At 62.0% G+C, this 15,104-nt stretch carries 15 protein-coding genes and 1 pseudogene; 13 read left to right on the top strand and 3 right to left on the bottom strand.

Annotated features, from left to right (window positions below; genetic code table 11):
• The first annotated feature begins 67 nt into the window (after positions 1 to 67).
• From VML93_RS22270 to VML93_RS22245, 6 genes are all read left to right on the top strand, one after another.
• Complete coding sequence (locus VML93_RS22270) at positions 68 to 280, top strand: hypothetical protein (protein WP_325614390.1); 213 nt, start codon at positions 68 to 70, stop codon at positions 278 to 280.
• A gap of 13 nt (positions 281 to 293) precedes the next feature.
• Positions 294 to 1,055 (top strand): hypothetical protein, encoded by a 762-nt coding sequence (locus tag VML93_RS22265; RefSeq protein ID WP_325614388.1) that lies wholly within the window; start codon positions 294 to 296, stop codon positions 1,053 to 1,055.
• Positions 1,056 to 1,444: 389 nt separating this feature from the next.
• Positions 1,445 to 1,873: an MmpS family transport accessory protein gene (locus VML93_RS22260; protein WP_325614386.1), complete on the top strand. Its 429-nt coding sequence runs from the start codon at positions 1,445 to 1,447 to the stop codon at positions 1,871 to 1,873.
• A 41-nt stretch (positions 1,874 to 1,914) separates the two neighbouring features.
• Positions 1,915 to 4,845, top strand: coding sequence for an MMPL family transporter (locus VML93_RS22255; RefSeq protein ID WP_325614391.1), 2,931 nt, complete (start codon positions 1,915 to 1,917; stop codon positions 4,843 to 4,845).
• 201 nt (positions 4,846 to 5,046) lie between these two features.
• Positions 5,047 to 5,613 carry a hypothetical protein gene (locus VML93_RS22250; protein WP_325614384.1) on the top strand — a complete coding sequence of 189 codons (567 nt, stop codon included), beginning with the start codon at positions 5,047 to 5,049 and terminating at the stop codon, positions 5,611 to 5,613.
• A 211-nt stretch (positions 5,614 to 5,824) separates the two neighbouring features.
• A complete protein-coding gene (locus VML93_RS22245) occupies positions 5,825 to 6,637 on the top strand; it encodes an SDR family NAD(P)-dependent oxidoreductase (protein WP_325614382.1) in 813 nt (270 codons plus the stop codon).
• A gap of 667 nt (positions 6,638 to 7,304) precedes the next feature.
• Here VML93_RS22245 and VML93_RS22240 read toward each other — a convergent pair.
• The 3 genes from VML93_RS22240 to VML93_RS22230 form a co-directional block, all read right to left on the bottom strand.
• A complete protein-coding gene (locus VML93_RS22240) occupies positions 7,305 to 7,817 on the bottom strand; it encodes a hypothetical protein (protein ID WP_325614380.1) in 513 nt (170 codons plus the stop codon).
• 201 nt (positions 7,818 to 8,018) lie between these two features.
• Entirely contained in the window at positions 8,019 to 8,708 is a 690-nt protein-coding gene (locus tag VML93_RS38670; RefSeq protein ID WP_414686417.1) for a class I SAM-dependent methyltransferase, read from the bottom strand.
• 148 nt (positions 8,709 to 8,856) lie between these two features.
• Positions 8,857 to 9,741 carry a cutinase family protein gene (locus tag VML93_RS22230; protein ID WP_325614376.1) on the bottom strand — a complete coding sequence of 295 codons (885 nt, stop codon included), beginning with the start codon at positions 9,739 to 9,741 and terminating at the stop codon, positions 8,857 to 8,859.
• 334 nt (positions 9,742 to 10,075) lie between these two features.
• Here VML93_RS22230 and VML93_RS22225 point away from each other — a divergent pair, with 334 nt between their 5' ends.
• The 7 genes and pseudogenes from VML93_RS22225 to VML93_RS22195 form a co-directional block, all read left to right on the top strand.
• On the top strand, positions 10,076 to 11,095 hold the full coding sequence (locus VML93_RS22225; RefSeq protein ID WP_325614374.1) for a zinc-dependent alcohol dehydrogenase family protein: 1,020 nt from the start codon (positions 10,076 to 10,078) through the stop codon (positions 11,093 to 11,095).
• 360 nt (positions 11,096 to 11,455) lie between these two features.
• Complete coding sequence (locus VML93_RS22220) at positions 11,456 to 12,703, top strand: fatty acid desaturase (RefSeq protein WP_325614373.1); 1,248 nt, start codon at positions 11,456 to 11,458, stop codon at positions 12,701 to 12,703.
• Between the two features lie 141 nt (positions 12,704 to 12,844).
• Positions 12,845 to 13,303 (top strand): hypothetical protein, encoded by a 459-nt coding sequence (locus tag VML93_RS22215; RefSeq protein ID WP_325614371.1) that lies wholly within the window; start codon positions 12,845 to 12,847, stop codon positions 13,301 to 13,303.
• A gap of 42 nt (positions 13,304 to 13,345) precedes the next feature.
• Complete coding sequence (locus VML93_RS22210; protein ID WP_325614369.1) at positions 13,346 to 13,483, top strand: hypothetical protein; 138 nt, start codon at positions 13,346 to 13,348, stop codon at positions 13,481 to 13,483.
• Positions 13,480 to 14,022, top strand: a complete 543-nt coding sequence (locus VML93_RS22205; RefSeq protein ID WP_325614368.1) for a nucleotidyltransferase family protein — start codon at positions 13,480 to 13,482, stop codon at positions 14,020 to 14,022. The genes VML93_RS22210 and VML93_RS22205 overlap by 4 nt, the downstream gene beginning before the upstream one ends.
• Before the next feature lie 84 nt (positions 14,023 to 14,106).
• A complete protein-coding gene (locus VML93_RS38665) occupies positions 14,107 to 14,406 on the top strand; it encodes a hypothetical protein (protein ID WP_414686416.1) in 300 nt (99 codons plus the stop codon).
• A gap of 121 nt (positions 14,407 to 14,527) precedes the next feature.
• Positions 14,528 to 15,104 (top strand): annotated as a pseudogene (locus VML93_RS22195) (site-specific integrase); the annotation flags it as partial.

The following is a 15,104-nucleotide window of genomic DNA, read 5'->3' as shown; positions in this document are numbered from 1 at the left end:
CGGTCCATGAAGTGGTGGTCGCCGCAAAAGAGATCTACGAGTTTCAGGAGTTCCGCTACGCCGGCCCGTGCGGGAAAACAGTTTCCTCGAGGACTACACCGCATCGGTCCGCGGTGTGCCCCTATACGTCATCGTCCTGGTTGTTTTCAATGCCGCCGGGCAGGCCCAGCGCCTTGTGGTGAATCACCGGCCGCGCAGTTCTGTGCTGGTCCTGTCCCGCGTGATGTTGGAGAGGTTCGCTGGCACGTATCTCGCCAAGCATTGGGAAGGCACACCCTAGTCACGGAGCAGCAATGAGCAATCTGCTCGAGGTCGCCCTCGCGGCGGCCCGGACCGGAGCCGGCCGGGCCACAAATTGCGTTCGAGAGGAGCACGCCATGGCCGATAGTGAATCTAGTCAGCAGCAGTCCGTGGGTGGCGTGGCTGACGCAGGTGGTGCGCCGGGGAGCTACAGCAACAGCGCGATTACGAGCTTGCATGCCGGACAACCCCTTCCGGCCAACAGAGACGAACAGATACTGGCCGCCAAAATATCGCGTGCGATGTCCTCGGGGCCTTTTCGCATCACCCGCGACGCCACGGTTGCGGACATGGATGCGCAAGGCAATCTTGTAGTGCTTCGTCAAGGCACCAACCAGTGGGTGTGTTTCCCGGGTGATGAGAATGAAATCGGTAACGTGCCCATGTGCGCGGATCCCATGGGGCTGCAATGGATGAGAGATATCATGGCGGGCAAGCCGGCTCCGACGAATACCGCCCCAGGGATCATCTACATGCTTTGCGGCGCAACGCAACACAGCAATACCGATCCGTTCGACAAATCAAGTCCTGCCATCCCCATCGGCCCGCACTGGATGATCATCTGGCCATACGATGCGGCGCGTGACGGCCTCCCGAACACCGTACGAGATGCCGGCGCATGGGTGATGTTCGACCGAACGCCGTACGCATATCTGCATATCTGCGGGACCCCTTGGGACGGAAACGAATACGTGCAGGGCCAGGTACCCGTCTGGACGATGCGATACGGCAGCCCGAACGAATCTCCGCCCTAATGAACGCCTCGGCGTTGACGCATTAGTGACTCGTCTTCGGACGTTCAGGCACTCTCCGGGACCGGCGGAACGCCACACCAGGCGGACAGGCCCGGTGAGGCAGTCGTCACGCGCAACGTCGTGTGGCACTCTCAGGCCTTTTTGTATCGACGCGATATTCGTGTTCGACGCCCTCCTCGCGCCTTGTCGCGTCCGCAGCGTGATGCGAGCGGCAGTTAAGTAGTCGAGTACTGAAGCCCGATTCGCCGAGCCGTGCCGATAATGCACCTGGTCATCGCTGTGGACCATCAGCAAAGCCAGCTTTGACGGGACGGCGTGATGAAACTTTTTGATGCAGCCGCAAGGTGGCAGGGTCTGGCGCGGCCGACGACATTGATTGGGCGAGTTCAATGATCAGCGTTATCAGACGTGTCTGGATACCGATCGTCATGGTCGTCGTCGTGGCAGTCGGAGCTAGCGTCGTCTGGCGGCTGCACGGGGTATTCGGCTCACATCAACATGTTTCAGGTGCTGGCAACGCTGACGCGATCATCGCGTTCAATCCCAAGCACGTTCTCCTAGAGGTCTTGGGCCCGACGGGGTCTGTCGCCACGATCAACTATTTGGATGCCGATGCTCAGCCGCAAGAGGTCGTTCAGGTAACGATTCCGTGGGCGCTCATGATCGTGACCACACTGCCCGCGGTGGTTGCCGACGTAGTGGCCCAGGGCGACAGTGAGACCCTCGGTTGTCGCATCACCGTCAATGGCGTGGTCCGCGACGAGCGCATGGTGAAAGCCCGTGACGCTCAGGCCAGCTGCTTAGTGAAATCAGCGTGAGTACCGAACATCCAGCCGGGCAAGCGTTTGTTGCCGCCCGGATGATCCGGCGGTTGTCGCTACCCGTCATTCTGTTCTGGGTGGCACTGACCGTCGTGCTGAATATCGTTGCGCCACAGCTGCAAGAGGTCGCCAGGACGCACTCGGTCTCGTCCAGTCCCCGCGACGCCCCATCGCTGACCGCGATGAAACGCATCGGCAAAGACTTCCAGCAATTCAATTCCGACACCACGGCAATGGTCGTCCTGGAAGGCAACGACACGCTGGGCAATGACGCCCACAGGTTCTACGACACGCTGATCGCCAAGCTGTCCGAAGATAAGGCCCACGTCGAACACATCGAGAACTTCTGGGGCGACACCCTGACCGCAGCGGGCTCGCAGAGCACCGACGGCAAAGCCGCATATGTCCAGCTGAATCTCGCCGGTGACCAAGGCAGCTCGCGGGCCAACGAGTCGGTCGCCGCCGTCCAACGCATCGTGGCAAGCGTCCCGGCGCCGCCGGGGACCAAGGCCTTCGTGACCGGTCCGGGCCCGAACAACGCGGATCGAGTTATCTACGGCGACCGTAGCCTCGAAAAGCTCACCGGCATCACCATCGCGGTGATCGCGATCATGCTGTTATTGGCGTATCGCTCATTTTTGACCGTCCTCTTCACGCTGGTTACGGTCGGCATCGAACTGCTTGCGCTGCGCGGCGTCATCGCTGCGCTCGCCTTTCACGATGTCATCGTGCTGTCGACTTTTGCCGTCAATGTCCTTGTCGCACTGAGCATAGCGGCCTCTACGGATTACATCGTCTTTCTCGTCGGCCGCTACCAGGAGGCGCGCACAGCCGGCGAAGGCCGAGAAGCCGCGTACTACATCATGTTTCGTGGAACTGCGCACGTGGTCCTGGGATCAGGCTTGACCGTTGCCGGAGCGGTGTACTGCCTGAGCTTTACCAGGCTTCCGTACTTCAATACCTTGGCAGCATCGTGTTGCATCAGTTTAGTCGTGGTGATCTTGGCTTCGCTTACCCTTGCACCGGCAATGATCGCCGTCGCCGGCCGGTCCGGGGCGTTCGATCCCAGACGTAAAACAACGACGCGCCGTTGGCGCCGGATCGGCACTGTCGTGGTCCGATGGCCCCGCCCGGTACTGTTCGGCACGCTGCTGATATCGATGATCGGGTTGCTCGCGTTGCCCGGATATCAAACCAGCTACAACGAACGCCGATATCTACCTGAGGACACACCGTCCAACCTTGGCTACAGCGCGTCGGACCGTCACTTTCCGCAAGCCCGCATGGAACCGGAGCTCCTGATGATCGAGACCGATCACGACCTGCGTACCCCGGCGGACATGCTGCTGTTGGACAGGATCGCCAAGGGCGTCTTCCATCTTCCCGGCGTCGCACGTGTGCAAAGCGTTACCAGGCCGTTGGGTGCTCCGATCGACCACAGCTCGATCCCTTTCCACATCAGCATGCAAGGCGCCGAGACGATCCAGAACTTGCGGTATCTCAAGGACCGCGTCGCCGACATGACCAAGATGACCGATGAACTGCAACACATGATCGACGTCACCGAGCGCATGCAAGATTTGACGCGACAGCTCACCGTTGTCACGCATGACATCAACATCCGCGGCGAGCAGATGCAGGCCAACACTACCGAATTGCGAGACCACATAGCCGATTTCGACGACGTCTGGCGGCCTATACGTAACTACTTCTATTGGGAACGCCACTGTTTCGACATTCCGGTCTGCTGGTCGATGCGGTCGTTGTTCGATGCCATGGATGGTGTCGACAAGCTCAGCGAGGATGTCGGCAACCTGGTTGACGACCTGGGTCGACTCGACACGCTCACACCGCAAATGCTTGCGCAGTTCGCGCCGCTGATCGCAACGATGAAGACCGTCAAGGGCCTTACCCAGACAATGACAAGCACCTTCTCGGGATTCGTCACGCAGATGGACGACATGACCCGGAACGTGACCACCATGGGGCGAGTGTTCGACGCCACCAAAAACGACGATCTGTTCTACCTTCCACCGGAAGCCTTCGAAAATCCGGACTTCCAGCGGGGTCTGAAGCTTTTTCTGTCTCCCGACGCCAGATCAGCGCGGTTCGTCATCACCCACAAGGGCAATCCCGAAACCGCCGAAGGCATCTCGCACGTCGACCGGATCATGCAGGCCGCCGATGAGGCCGTGAAGGGAACTCCCTTGGATGGCGCGAATATTTACCTATCCGGCACAGCGTCCACGTATAAGGACATCCAAGAGGGCTCCAGGTACGACCTCATGATTGCGGTCGTTGCGTCGCTCTGCCTGATCTTCCTGATCATGCTGGCCATCACACGGAGTGCGGTCGCCGCCGTGGTCATCATCGGGACGGTCACCCTCTCGTTGGGCTCCGCGTTCGGGTTATCCGTCCTGATCTGGCAGCACATTCTGCATATGCCCTTGCACTGGCTGGTGCTCGTGATGGCGGTCATCGTCATGTTGGCCGTCGGATCGGACTACAACCTGTTACTGGTCGCCCGATTGCAGGAAGAAATCGGCGCAGGCCTCAAAACCGGCATCATCCGATCCATGGCCAGCACCGGCAGGGTCGTCACCACCGCTGGCCTGGTGTTTGCCTTCACGATGGGCTCAATGGTGACCAGCGATCTGCTGGTTGTCGGCCAAATCGGCACCACGATAATGATCGGACTGTTGTTCGACACCCTCGTCGTCCGCTCCTTTATGACGCCTGCCGTTGCCACACTGCTTGGCCGCTGGTTCTGGTGGCCCCGCCGGGTGGAAACCCACGCCGCTCCGCGGCTGGCACGCACCTCCGCCACCGCAGATCGCCAGCCACCGACCACTTTCCGGCCCCGCCGTGCCCGGCTCAACGGACGGGAGTGGCCACGGCGGCAAGTGGAGTTTGCTACAGCGTCAGACCACCAAATCGACCCGCGCGGAAACCGCTTGGCAGAACACTAGTTCGGCAGGAGAATCACTGCCATGGCATCGAACATGCCGGGTTGGCTGCCGAGCTATTTGGTGGCTGGGGGTTTCCTAACCGTAGCCCTGCTTTTTGCGCTTGTCGTGTCGTTCCACCCACGGTTCAAAAACAGGTATAGAGGTCGCCCCGCCCCGGGCCAGCCGACCCTCTTCCAGAGGCGGGCGAGGGGACCGGCTGTGATGTCCACCAGCGTCAGCGGTCTCTTGCACTTCAAATCGGCGGGCTGGTTGGTATGGGCGATCTTGGGTGTGGCCTTGGCGCTGGTCACGGTCCAACTGCCGCTGGTCGGAGCTGTGCCCGCGACGGCGGCCGTGCTGCTGATGGTTCTCGCTGCCTACCTACGCCCGAAAAGTGCGGTGCAGATCTGCTCTGTCGACCAAGACGGCGCCATCACCCTGATGCGACGTGACGTGACAATTCCCTTCGACCTCAACCACTTTCGCTACGTAAGGATGTACAACAGCCAAGGTGGAGACTCGGACTCGTCGGAAACTCCGAGCATGTTGGTGCTGTGTCGCGACACGCCGCCGAGTCTGTGGACGTGGCTGAGCAGCGTCCTGCTCCCGCGGGTCAATGAGGAGCGCATCGTGTTGTTCTTCAGCCGTTGGTGGGACGCTGACGGCTACTTTGTCGGACCGCGCGATATGGCAGCGCTGTTCTTCCAAGCCTGCGAGCGAGCCGGGCGCCCGCCAACAATACTGAGCCACCGCTTTAGCATAGATACTTGGGAAGTTCGCCCGGGCTGACGCAACTGCATGGTGCAACCCGGACGGCCATCGGAATCACTAGGATGTGGCCCGAATGTTTGTGCTCGCCAGCTCGGGTTTGGCTGGTCGCGCCCTCCCAGCCCCGGGGCAAGGCTGCCGCAGGGAGGTGGGGCGTGACCGAATCCGGCGTGGAGGCTGCAGCGCCCCGCTCGACGTCTCGCTACCCGGTGACAAGGCGGCGGAGGAACACATGATCGACCTTGGCCTGGCGGGGAAGATCGCCGTTGTCGCCGGCGCCGGCTACATTCCGGAGCGTGCAGGCCACGGACGGCTTTGCAGCTTGCGACTCGCCCAAGCCGGAGCCTCGGTTGCATGCATGGATGTCGACGCCGCGAGGGCGAACGAGATCGCCGATGAGGTGCGATCCCTCGGCGTCGCGGCGCTGCCCATCGTCGCGGACATGACCGATCAAGCGGATGTCGCACGCGCCTTTGACGAAGCGGATACGGCGCTTGGACCGATCGACGTCTGCGTAGACATCATCGGTGGTGCCAAATGGGCTGGGGTGCTGGATACTTCGTGCTCGGATTGGGACTGGACGTTGCGTAACAATCTGAGTCACGTCTTCTACGTGTTTCAGGCGGCGGCTCGACGGATGGCGGCCACCCGGCGCGGCGGATCAATTATCGCCATCGCTTCCGTCGACGGCATCCACGCGGCGACGATGCACGCGCCCTATGGTGCCGCCAAGGCCGGGGTCATCTCGTTGGTCAAGACCTTCGCTGCCGAATTGGGCTGTCACGGGATCCGGGTCAACGCCGTCGCGCCCGGCAATGTCGGTACCGGCAATGAAGATCAGCCCGACAACCAGTGGGCGGTCGACCCGGTCAATCCGTTGGCGCCGCCCCGGACACGCGATGTCGCCAACGCGGTCCTTTTCCTGGCATCTTCCCTTGCCGAGCGCGTCACTGGACAGACACTTGTCGTCGACGGCGGTGCCTCGAGCCGCGACCTATGGGGCATAGACGAAACCGCATTGCAGCGGTTCATCGATGGCGACTAGTGGTACGGCAAGCGTCAGGGATGTCGAATATTACACTGCTACCGATGATTTCGATCATTTCCGGTCCGCTGCTCAGGGGGCGCAAGGCGCTCGGTCGCCAGGAGCGCCACAACCGAATCGGTAAAGCTACATTGAGGTGTGGCCGTCCAGATATCCCGTGCATTCGTCAGTGATGCTGAGCCGGACGCGATACTTGACGTTCTATCGGACGTGGAAGCATTCTCGGCGTGGTCCGCAATCCACAAGGACATGACCGTAATAGACAGATATCCCGACGGACGGTCGCATCACGTATCGACAGTTGTCAAAGCGTTGGGTATTCGTGGCCGCCAGGTCCTCGAATTTCAACTGGGGACCGGACTCGATGGTCTGGGATGCCATCGAGGGAACATTCGAGTGCTGGCCACGTCGAGTACACGCTCACTCGCGAGCTTGGTGGCACCCGGGTGCGGGTCGGCCTGACTGTCGAGCCAACCATCCTGCTGCCCGGATTCCTTATCCGCCACGGCTCGGAGAAGGTCATGACAGCATTGACTGACGGTTTGCGAAAGCGCATTTCAGTTCTGTGACAACGGGTCTGCTGTCTGGCCCGTCATGTCAACGTTGAACGGGGCGGCCCTGGTGGGCCGCCCCTGGTTTGTTGTGCGGTTGGGTCAGTCAGTCGTCGTTATCGCCGGTTGTCGCCACCGCAGTTGGTGTTGGCGGGCTTTGACGGCCATGCGCAGGCGTTGATGTCGGTAGCGCCTCCGGAGCCTCCGCCGGTGAACACGCCGTAGCCGGCGCCCCGGGTCCCGGTGTAGGTGGCGCCGCCGGCGCCTCCCCAGCCACCTGAGTTCGCGACGGTCACCGTCCAGCCCGCACCCTCGAGCGCGTTCTTGTATGCGTCCAGAACGGCGGTTGGCGATCCGTTGACCAGGAAGTGCATCCGGATGCCGTCGCTCTGAATGGAGGCCGGGCCGTCGGTGCGCTGGGTGTTCGCCGGTGTGGGAATTAGCGATTGCAGTTGCGCCGGCGTCTGGCCGGTGTCGGCGTATCCCGTCGCGGCGAGACCGACGGCGGACGCGGTGATCGCCGTGGCCAGCAGAACGGCGGCCATGCTGCGGCGCTGCAATCCGATTCCCGTGGGACGTGCGCTGCTTGTCGTGGTGTGATGGGTTTGGTTGGTGTTTGAAGTGTTCATGGCGTTGATCTTTCATCTACCGATGCCGTCGCAGTAGCAGCCACGTTCTTGTAGGGATACAAATGCGCCTTGTATCTCGCATACGCCAGCGGGCTGCTGCCCACCGCCTTAATACCTACTGCGGCAGATTACCGCGACAGCCTGCCCCAGACACGGACGGTGGTGATGCCGACGACGAAGGCGGAATCGGCGAGAGCGATGTCAACGCAGCGTAGGTCGTCCTCGGTAGTGCCGGTCGCTGCGAATCCAGCTCGAAGGGAGGGCCAGGCGAGGCGAATCGCCTCGTAAGCAGGATGACCGGGCCCCCGGTGGGCGTGGAGATGTCAACGCCGAACGATTCGAGGCCGAGGGCAAGTACCAGCCCGGGCAGCTGCCAGCCGAAGAAACTCTTGACGATCCCGCGGCTGCCCACTGCGCGAAGAGCGTGTGTAGGACTACGGTTGCTCGGGCAGACTCTCCTGCACCGGCGAATTCGATGAGCCCGAAGTCGCCTTCTTCCAGAACAAGCCAGCCGCCGGGCGCGACGGAAGCTGTCATCCTTTTCAGTGCAGCAGCGGGATCCGCGAGATGGTTGAGGACGAAACGACAGTGCACGAGGTCATAGGCCGCCGGCTCCAATTCATCGTGTGCGATGTCGTGTTGACGCACCTCGACATTGCCGGGGAGATTGTCCTGGCGATCGACGTTGATGTCGGTGGCCAACAATGATCCTGTCGGGCTTACCCGGGTCCCAAGCCAGCTGGCGATCGAACCTGCACCGGCCCCGACCTCCAGACAGCGCCATCCCGGGCCGACTCCGATGGCGTCGAGATGACCGATAGTGCACGAATCACTGGCTTGTTGCAGGTTTCGCAGCCGGGCGTTTTCGAAGTCCGTCCCGGCCGAATTCATCACATAGCCGTCGTCATCGGCCGTTCGCGCCCCGCGATTGACCGATGGTTGGGGATAGGACATTCATGCTCCGTTCTGTCCACCGAACGAACGTGGCCGGCGATCACCGAATCAAGCTCTGTGACAACAAGTTCCGGTGAGTGCGCCGTCAGACCTGGCCGGTGGTGAACGGTGGCGTCTCCTGGCCCGCCATAGCTATGAAGTTATATATCGGTCCTGTGTCGTAGGTGTAGTGAGCTGCATTGGGACCGGCCGCCAGGAACATTCCGCCGTTATAGATTGCTTCTGTTACGGAGATGATTTGGCTTACCGATGTTTTCGGGGTCACAAGCTTTAATGCGTCACGCAGGATCGCGAAAATATTTGGACTAGTTGCATTTTGGACGATGTTGTAGATATGTGTCTCGATGACGCCCGGGCCCGCCTCGGCTGTCCATGGGTTGGGCCCGACAGGGGCATCCGCGTAGATGTCGTTACCGACTCCGATCGTGTTGACGAAATCTCCCCAGAAATGGGTGACCGGCGTGAGTAGGTGTGGTGCAACGTCTGCCGGCATCATGCAGAGTGGACCTGAAATGCCGCCCGTGACAACACCGTCTACGTTGGCCGGCATCGGCCATCCCGCGAACTGGTTGCCTGAAGCGAATCCCGGTAGCCTGAGGGGATTTCCCCAAACACCCACCGCGACAATGCGATTCGCGATCTGTGGATTGAGCCACGCTATCGTGTGCAGAAATTGGCACACGACGATCGCGCCCTGCGAATACCCAAGCAGGATTATGGAACTTTCCGGATACGACGGCTCACCGCCTGGCGGATTTATTTGTGTGCAAAGTCTATTCAGCTCGGCGACACCGTCGTTCACGCTTGGACCCATAGGGAACACGCTGGCCGGATAGTTACCGACAGGCTGCCAGTAGAACAGGTCTGGAAACGCCGCCGCCAGTGCGGCAGCCACGCCGGCGGGTTGCGGCGACGCGGTGTTCCACATGTCGACATTGGATCCCGATACTGTCATCACTATGTGTGGCATCATGCACCTTTCACTTGAAATGTGAACGAGCGCTACAGGTGGCCTTGCGACTGGCCCTACGGGGACTTTCTCGAGATCGTTGAGCTGGCGGTGACCAGCGCGTTCGGGGGAATCACCACGACGGGCCTAACGCCGTGACCGGGCTCTTCCCAGACTACGCGGTAGACGATCAGCACGACATAGGCGATCGATTTGGCTGACCGGGCGCAAGCGGGCGGTGGGGCTGCCGCCACAGCGGCGCGAGGCGCTGCGCACCGAGTGGGTCTAGACCCCAACAACGCCTCCGTGGTAGGAGCATTGGAGATCTGGATCGGACCGAAGGAGCGCCCGGAAGATGAGAAGTATGCGGTCTGTCGTCGCTGACACGGTCGGCGAGCCGTCCGAGGTTCTGCACCTGCAGACTCGCCCGATTCCGGCGCCGGGTCCCGGCCAGGTCCGGATCCGAGTGACAGCGGTGCCGGTCGAGGCCAGCGATCTGCATACCATCCGCGGCAGATATGGATTCACTCCGGAGTTCCCCACGGTGCCCGGAATCGAATCCGTCGGGGTGATCGATCAACTCGCCAGCGGCACAGACGGTCTGACCATCGGGCAACGCGTCGTCACGATCGGAGTGACGGGTACGTGGCAGGAGTACGTCGTTGCCGATGCCGAGCGGGTCTTGCCTGTACCCGCCGGCATGAGCGATTCCACGGCCGCCCAGATTCTCAGCAATCCGCTCACCGCTGTGATCTTGACCGGTGAGCAGCTCGATGTTCGATCCGGTGAGTGGCTGCTGCAGACGGCGGCCGGTTCCACCGTCGGCCAGATGGTCATCCAACTAGGAACGCACGTCGGCTTCAAGACGCTCAACGTGGTCCGCCGTCGATCGGCTGTCGAGGGCATCCTCGCACTGGGAGGCAGCGCGGTGATCTGCACGGAGGATGAAGACCTGCGCGAGCGGGTGGCCGAGCTCGCTGGCCCCGACGGCGTGTCCAAGGCGATCGACTGTGTCAGCGGTCAGGTGGGTGCGGACGTGTCGCGGGCGCTCGCACGGGGCGGCGAACTGGTCGTGTATGGTGCGCTGTCCACGCACCGCCAAACTGATCCCGACAAACTCACCATCCCTGTCTTCGCGCGTTCGCTGATCTACGAAACCAAGACCGTTCGGGGGTTCTGGCTGTTCCGCTGGTTCACCGAGACCCCGAAGGATCGGGTGGCCGAGACGATCGACCGGACCGTTCAGCTCGCCGACAGCGGCGCATTGCGCGTGCCGGAGGGTCAGCCGATCCCCGTCGAACAGTTCAACGAAGCCGTCTATTTGGCCGAGGCTCCCGCACATGGGGGCAAACCGCTGCTGGTGTTCGAACCTTAGAAGATGCCGCTCGAGCCAAACGTGCTGGTTGAGGCGACCGCGCAGCTCCTGCCAGTTGCCGATAGCTGTCGCGGGCGGACATGCCGCCGAGCCTGGCACCACCATCGCTCAACCGCACCTTATGCTGTACCAAGGCGCCGCTCATCTCGGCGCGCTACAGTCGCCAAAAGAACCGCGTTGACGCGCCAATATGTGTGGATTACCTCGCGGACATATGAATCGAGTAAGTCCGTCACCGAGAAGGAACCGCACAATCGTTAGCTTCGTTACCCGCTCGAGTGGAGTGGCCTCACCCGCCGACTGGGCAGATGCCGACGGCAGATCAACGCTGAGGTCCTCAGGAGACCAAGGGGGGAAACCATGGCGATTACTGACGTTCCAGCCTTCGCCCATTTGACTGACACCGACATCGACAGTTTGGCCGTCGAGCTGGACGCGATCCGCCAGGACGTCGAGGATTCACTTGGCGAGCGCGATGCCCGTTACATCCGCCGGACCATCGCCGCGCAACGTGCCCTGGATGTAGCCGGCCGGATCCTGCTGGCCGGTAGCTCGAAGCGGTCGGCGTGGTGGGCGGGGACCGTGACTCTCGGTCTGGCCAAGATCATCGAGAACATGGAGATCGGTCACAACGTCATGCACGGCCAGTGGAACTGGATGAACGATCCCGAGATCCACTCGTCGACATGGGAGTGGGACATGAGTGCGGCGTCAAAACATTGGCGTTCCGCCCACAATCATCAGCACCACAAGTACACCAACATCCTGGATATGGATGACGATGTGGGCTACTACATTCTGCGAGTCACCCGCGACCAGCCCTGGCAGGGCTACAACCTCGGCAACGTGCTCTACAACGTCCTCCTGGCGCTTGCCTTCGAGTGGGGAATCGGTTTGCAGACAGTCGATTTCGAGAAGGTCTTCACGGCCGGCCCGGAGCGTGACATCGCCCGCGAGCGGACCCGTGAGTTCTCAACCAAGGCCGGCGCCCAGCTGTTCAAGGACTACGTCGCGTTCCCGGCGGTCACCTCGCTGTCACCCGCGGCGAGCTACAAATCGACACTGAAGGCCAACATATTGGCCAACGTCATCCGCAACGTCTGGGCCAACGCGGTGATCTTCTGCGGGCATTTCCCTGATGGTGCTGAGAAATTCACCACGACCGACATGATCGGCGAAACCAAAGGCCAGTGGTATTTGCGGCAGATGCTGGGTAGCGCCAACTTCGAAGCCGGGCCCGTGCTGCGGTTCCTGAGCGGCAACCTGTGTTACCAGATCGAACATCATTTGTTCCCCGATCTGCCCAGCAACCGGCTGCACGAGGTCTCGGTGCCAGTGCGCGCGTTGTGCGACAAGTACGACTTGCCTTACACCACAGCCTCTTTCCTGACGCAGTACGGCAAGACGTGGCGCACGATCGCCAAACTGTCGCTGCCGGACAAGTGCTTGCGTGACACCGCCGACGACGCCCCGGAAACCCGCAGCGAGCGGATGTTCGCTCAACTCGAGCCCGGTTTCGCCGCGACGGACCGAGTGACCGGGCGCCGCCGCGGGCTCAAGACAGCGATCGCAGCGGTGCGCCAATGGCGTGCTGTGAACCCACGGTGAAGCTCGGCTCAGATCGTCACATAGCCCTTGTCGGATCGCTGTGCCTACGGGCGTAGGCGCAGAATAGACAGTCATGGCGAAGCAACAGCCCACGCATTCATGCCGAACCGGATTTTCGTCACCACATGATCGTGAATCACGTTGGGCGAGGCCGACATGAGAGCGCGACTGATCGTTCTCGTGGCGTCGGTTTTTGCCGTCCTGGTAGGAGCTGTCGCCTGGATGCTCAACGCGCGCTCGGTCAACCACTGGTTGGCCGTCCACACCGGAATTATCGACATGTCCGGTCCCTACTATGCCTTTTGGTCCGGGTTCGGTTCTGACATTGCCGAGTTCAGCATCGTCGGCGCGGCCGTCACGGGCGTGTACCAGCTAAACCGCAAGTTCAACTGCCATCAGCAGGGCTGCTGGCGCGTTGGCACCCATCCTGCGGCCGGCGGCCAGTTTCTGCTCTGCTACCGCCATCATCCTGACTACAAAGGAAAGAAACCGACGCGCGAGCTGATCGAACAGCTGCACCGTCAGCACCTCGAGCGCGAGAAAGCCATTCGCGACAAACTCGACGAGACGCATCGACGACTGCGCGAAGCAGGGTCTTAGCCGGTGGCGCTGCGGTTGCCCATGCTCTGCTACGTTGGCGCGGTGAATTCACCCCGCACCCATGACAATCGGCTGGACCGATTGCGCGGCGTGGGCCTCACCGACCCCGAACCGAGCTGGCTGGTGGGCACGATCGGCCTTGATCTCGGCGCTGGTACACCGGACGACGTCACGCAATGACTGGCCGCATCGTCGGAGTGCTGTTGGCCGCCGGCGCGGGACGACGCTACGGAAAGCCCAAGGTGCTTGTTGACGGTTGGCTGGACATCGCGGTGCGCGCATTGCACGACGGCGGTTGCGGCGACGTCGTTCTGGTGCTCGGTGCCGCCGACGTCGCGGCCCCGCCCGGCGTCACCACGGTCATTGCGCCGGATTGGGACGAGGGCCTCAGCGCATCGGTACGTACCGGGCTGGCGCAGGCTGACCGGCTGACCGCTGACTACGCGGTCTTGCATGTGATCGATACCCCCGATGTCGGGCGGGCAGTGGTGCGCCGAGTTATCCAGCGCGCGTTGGTATCTGGTAGCGGACTTGCTCGCGCATACTTCGATGACCGACCGGGACATCCCGTCGTCATCGCCCGGCGTCACTGGCCCGCTGTGCTGGCCGCGATGTTCGGAGATACCGGCGCGGGCGCGTACCTGCGTAGCCGTACTGACGTGGACAAGGTCGAATGTGGCGACCTGGCCGGCGGCCGCGACATTGACGAACCGGTGTGAGCAACGCTGAGGTGCCGCTGCACTTCGGCAGTGTCAACCGTCTCGGGTTTGATGCCGCTTCCTTCTGTGAGAAGGATGCTGATCATGTCCAAGCACTACCCAGTCGAGCAGCATGAGCGTGCGGTGAAGATGGTGCTCGATCACCTCGATGATTACCGCTCGGTGTATGCCGCCTGCCAGGCGATCGGCCCGAAGGTCGGTGTCGGCGCGAAGTCGCTGCATACATCTATAGCGTTCGCGGAAACCCTTGTTCTGGAAGGGATCGCGGCGTCCGTCGTGGTACCCCATTTCCGACCGGTCCGTTGCGCACGATCGACGACGTGGAGTACGCGACCATGGAGTGGGTCGATTGGTACAACAATCGCCGCCTTTTTCTGGGGTTAGCCGACCTGTTGTGTGACGTTGCATAGACCGGCGACACGGGCCGGTTCTGCAACACATCTCCCGGGCTGTGGTGCTCGTGGCTGGTAGTCGTATTGATGGCCTGCTGCGAGAGGAGATCAGGGTGCGGGCGTTTCCGGTGATGTTGCCGTCCGGGGTGAGGTACTGGACGGTGCTCGACGAGGACTTGGCGGTGGTGGCTGAAGCGGACGCGTTCTTGCGGCATGTCCGGTTCGGTCGTGATGGCTCGGAGTTGACCACCAGGTCGTATGCGGGCGGGATCGCGTTGTTCCTGCGTTGGTGTGTTCGCACCGGCCGGCACTGGCATGACGGCGTGGCGGCGCTGGGGCTGTTCATCACCTGGCTGCGCCACGCGGGACCGCAGTGCAGCGGTGTCGAGGTCGTGGTGGGTGGGCAGGTGCTGGCTGGTCCGGGTGTGGAGCCGGCGCGTGGGGCGCGGCGGATCAACGGTGTGCTGACCGCGGTGCGGGGGTTCGTCGCCCACGCGGTGACATCCGGGCAGGCGCCGGGCGAGTTGATGTCGCTGATCTATGAGCTGGCCGACGAGCGTGACCTGCCCGCGCAGGCTCGCGGTGAGGAGCATCGGATTGCCTGGCGGATGCGGGCGCGGCATCGGTTGCATGAGCCAGAGGCGGCGGTGGACCGGGCCAGTGACGAGGAGATCGTGGCGCTGCTGCGGG

It is taken from the genome of Mycobacterium sp., from assembly GCF_035499775.1.
Taxonomy (GTDB): domain Bacteria; phylum Actinomycetota; class Actinomycetes; order Mycobacteriales; family Mycobacteriaceae; genus Mycobacterium.
This window is presented reverse-complemented; position numbering and strand designations above follow the sequence as displayed.

Excerpts from the sequence above, each read along its gene's own strand:
- VML93_RS22245 (WP_325614382.1), top strand. The coding sequence starts at position 5,825 with ATGATCGACCTTGGCCTGGCGGGGAAGATCGCCGTTGTCGCCGGCGCC.
- VML93_RS22220 (WP_325614373.1), top strand. The coding sequence starts at position 11,456 with ATGGCGATTACTGACGTTCCAGCCTTCGCCCATTTGACTGACACCGAC.
- VML93_RS22265 (WP_325614388.1), top strand. The coding sequence starts at position 294 with ATGAGCAATCTGCTCGAGGTCGCCCTCGCGGCGGCCCGGACCGGAGCC.
- VML93_RS38670 (WP_414686417.1), bottom strand. The coding sequence starts at position 8,708 with ATGAATTCGGCCGGGACGGACTTCGAAAACGCCCGGCTGCGAAACCTG.
- VML93_RS22260 (WP_325614386.1), top strand. The coding sequence starts at position 1,445 with ATGATCAGCGTTATCAGACGTGTCTGGATACCGATCGTCATGGTCGTC.
- VML93_RS22250 (WP_325614384.1), top strand. The coding sequence starts at position 5,047 with ATGTCCACCAGCGTCAGCGGTCTCTTGCACTTCAAATCGGCGGGCTGG.
- VML93_RS22205 (WP_325614368.1), top strand. The coding sequence starts at position 13,480 with ATGACTGGCCGCATCGTCGGAGTGCTGTTGGCCGCCGGCGCGGGACGA.
- VML93_RS22240 (WP_325614380.1), bottom strand. The coding sequence starts at position 7,817 with ATGAACACTTCAAACACCAACCAAACCCATCACACCACGACAAGCAGC.
- VML93_RS38665 (WP_414686416.1), top strand. The coding sequence starts at position 14,107 with ATGTCCAAGCACTACCCAGTCGAGCAGCATGAGCGTGCGGTGAAGATG.
- VML93_RS22225 (WP_325614374.1), top strand. The coding sequence starts at position 10,076 with ATGAGAAGTATGCGGTCTGTCGTCGCTGACACGGTCGGCGAGCCGTCC.
- VML93_RS22255 (WP_325614391.1), top strand. The coding sequence starts at position 1,915 with ATGATCCGGCGGTTGTCGCTACCCGTCATTCTGTTCTGGGTGGCACTG.
- VML93_RS22230 (WP_325614376.1), bottom strand. The coding sequence starts at position 9,741 with ATGCCACACATAGTGATGACAGTATCGGGATCCAATGTCGACATGTGG.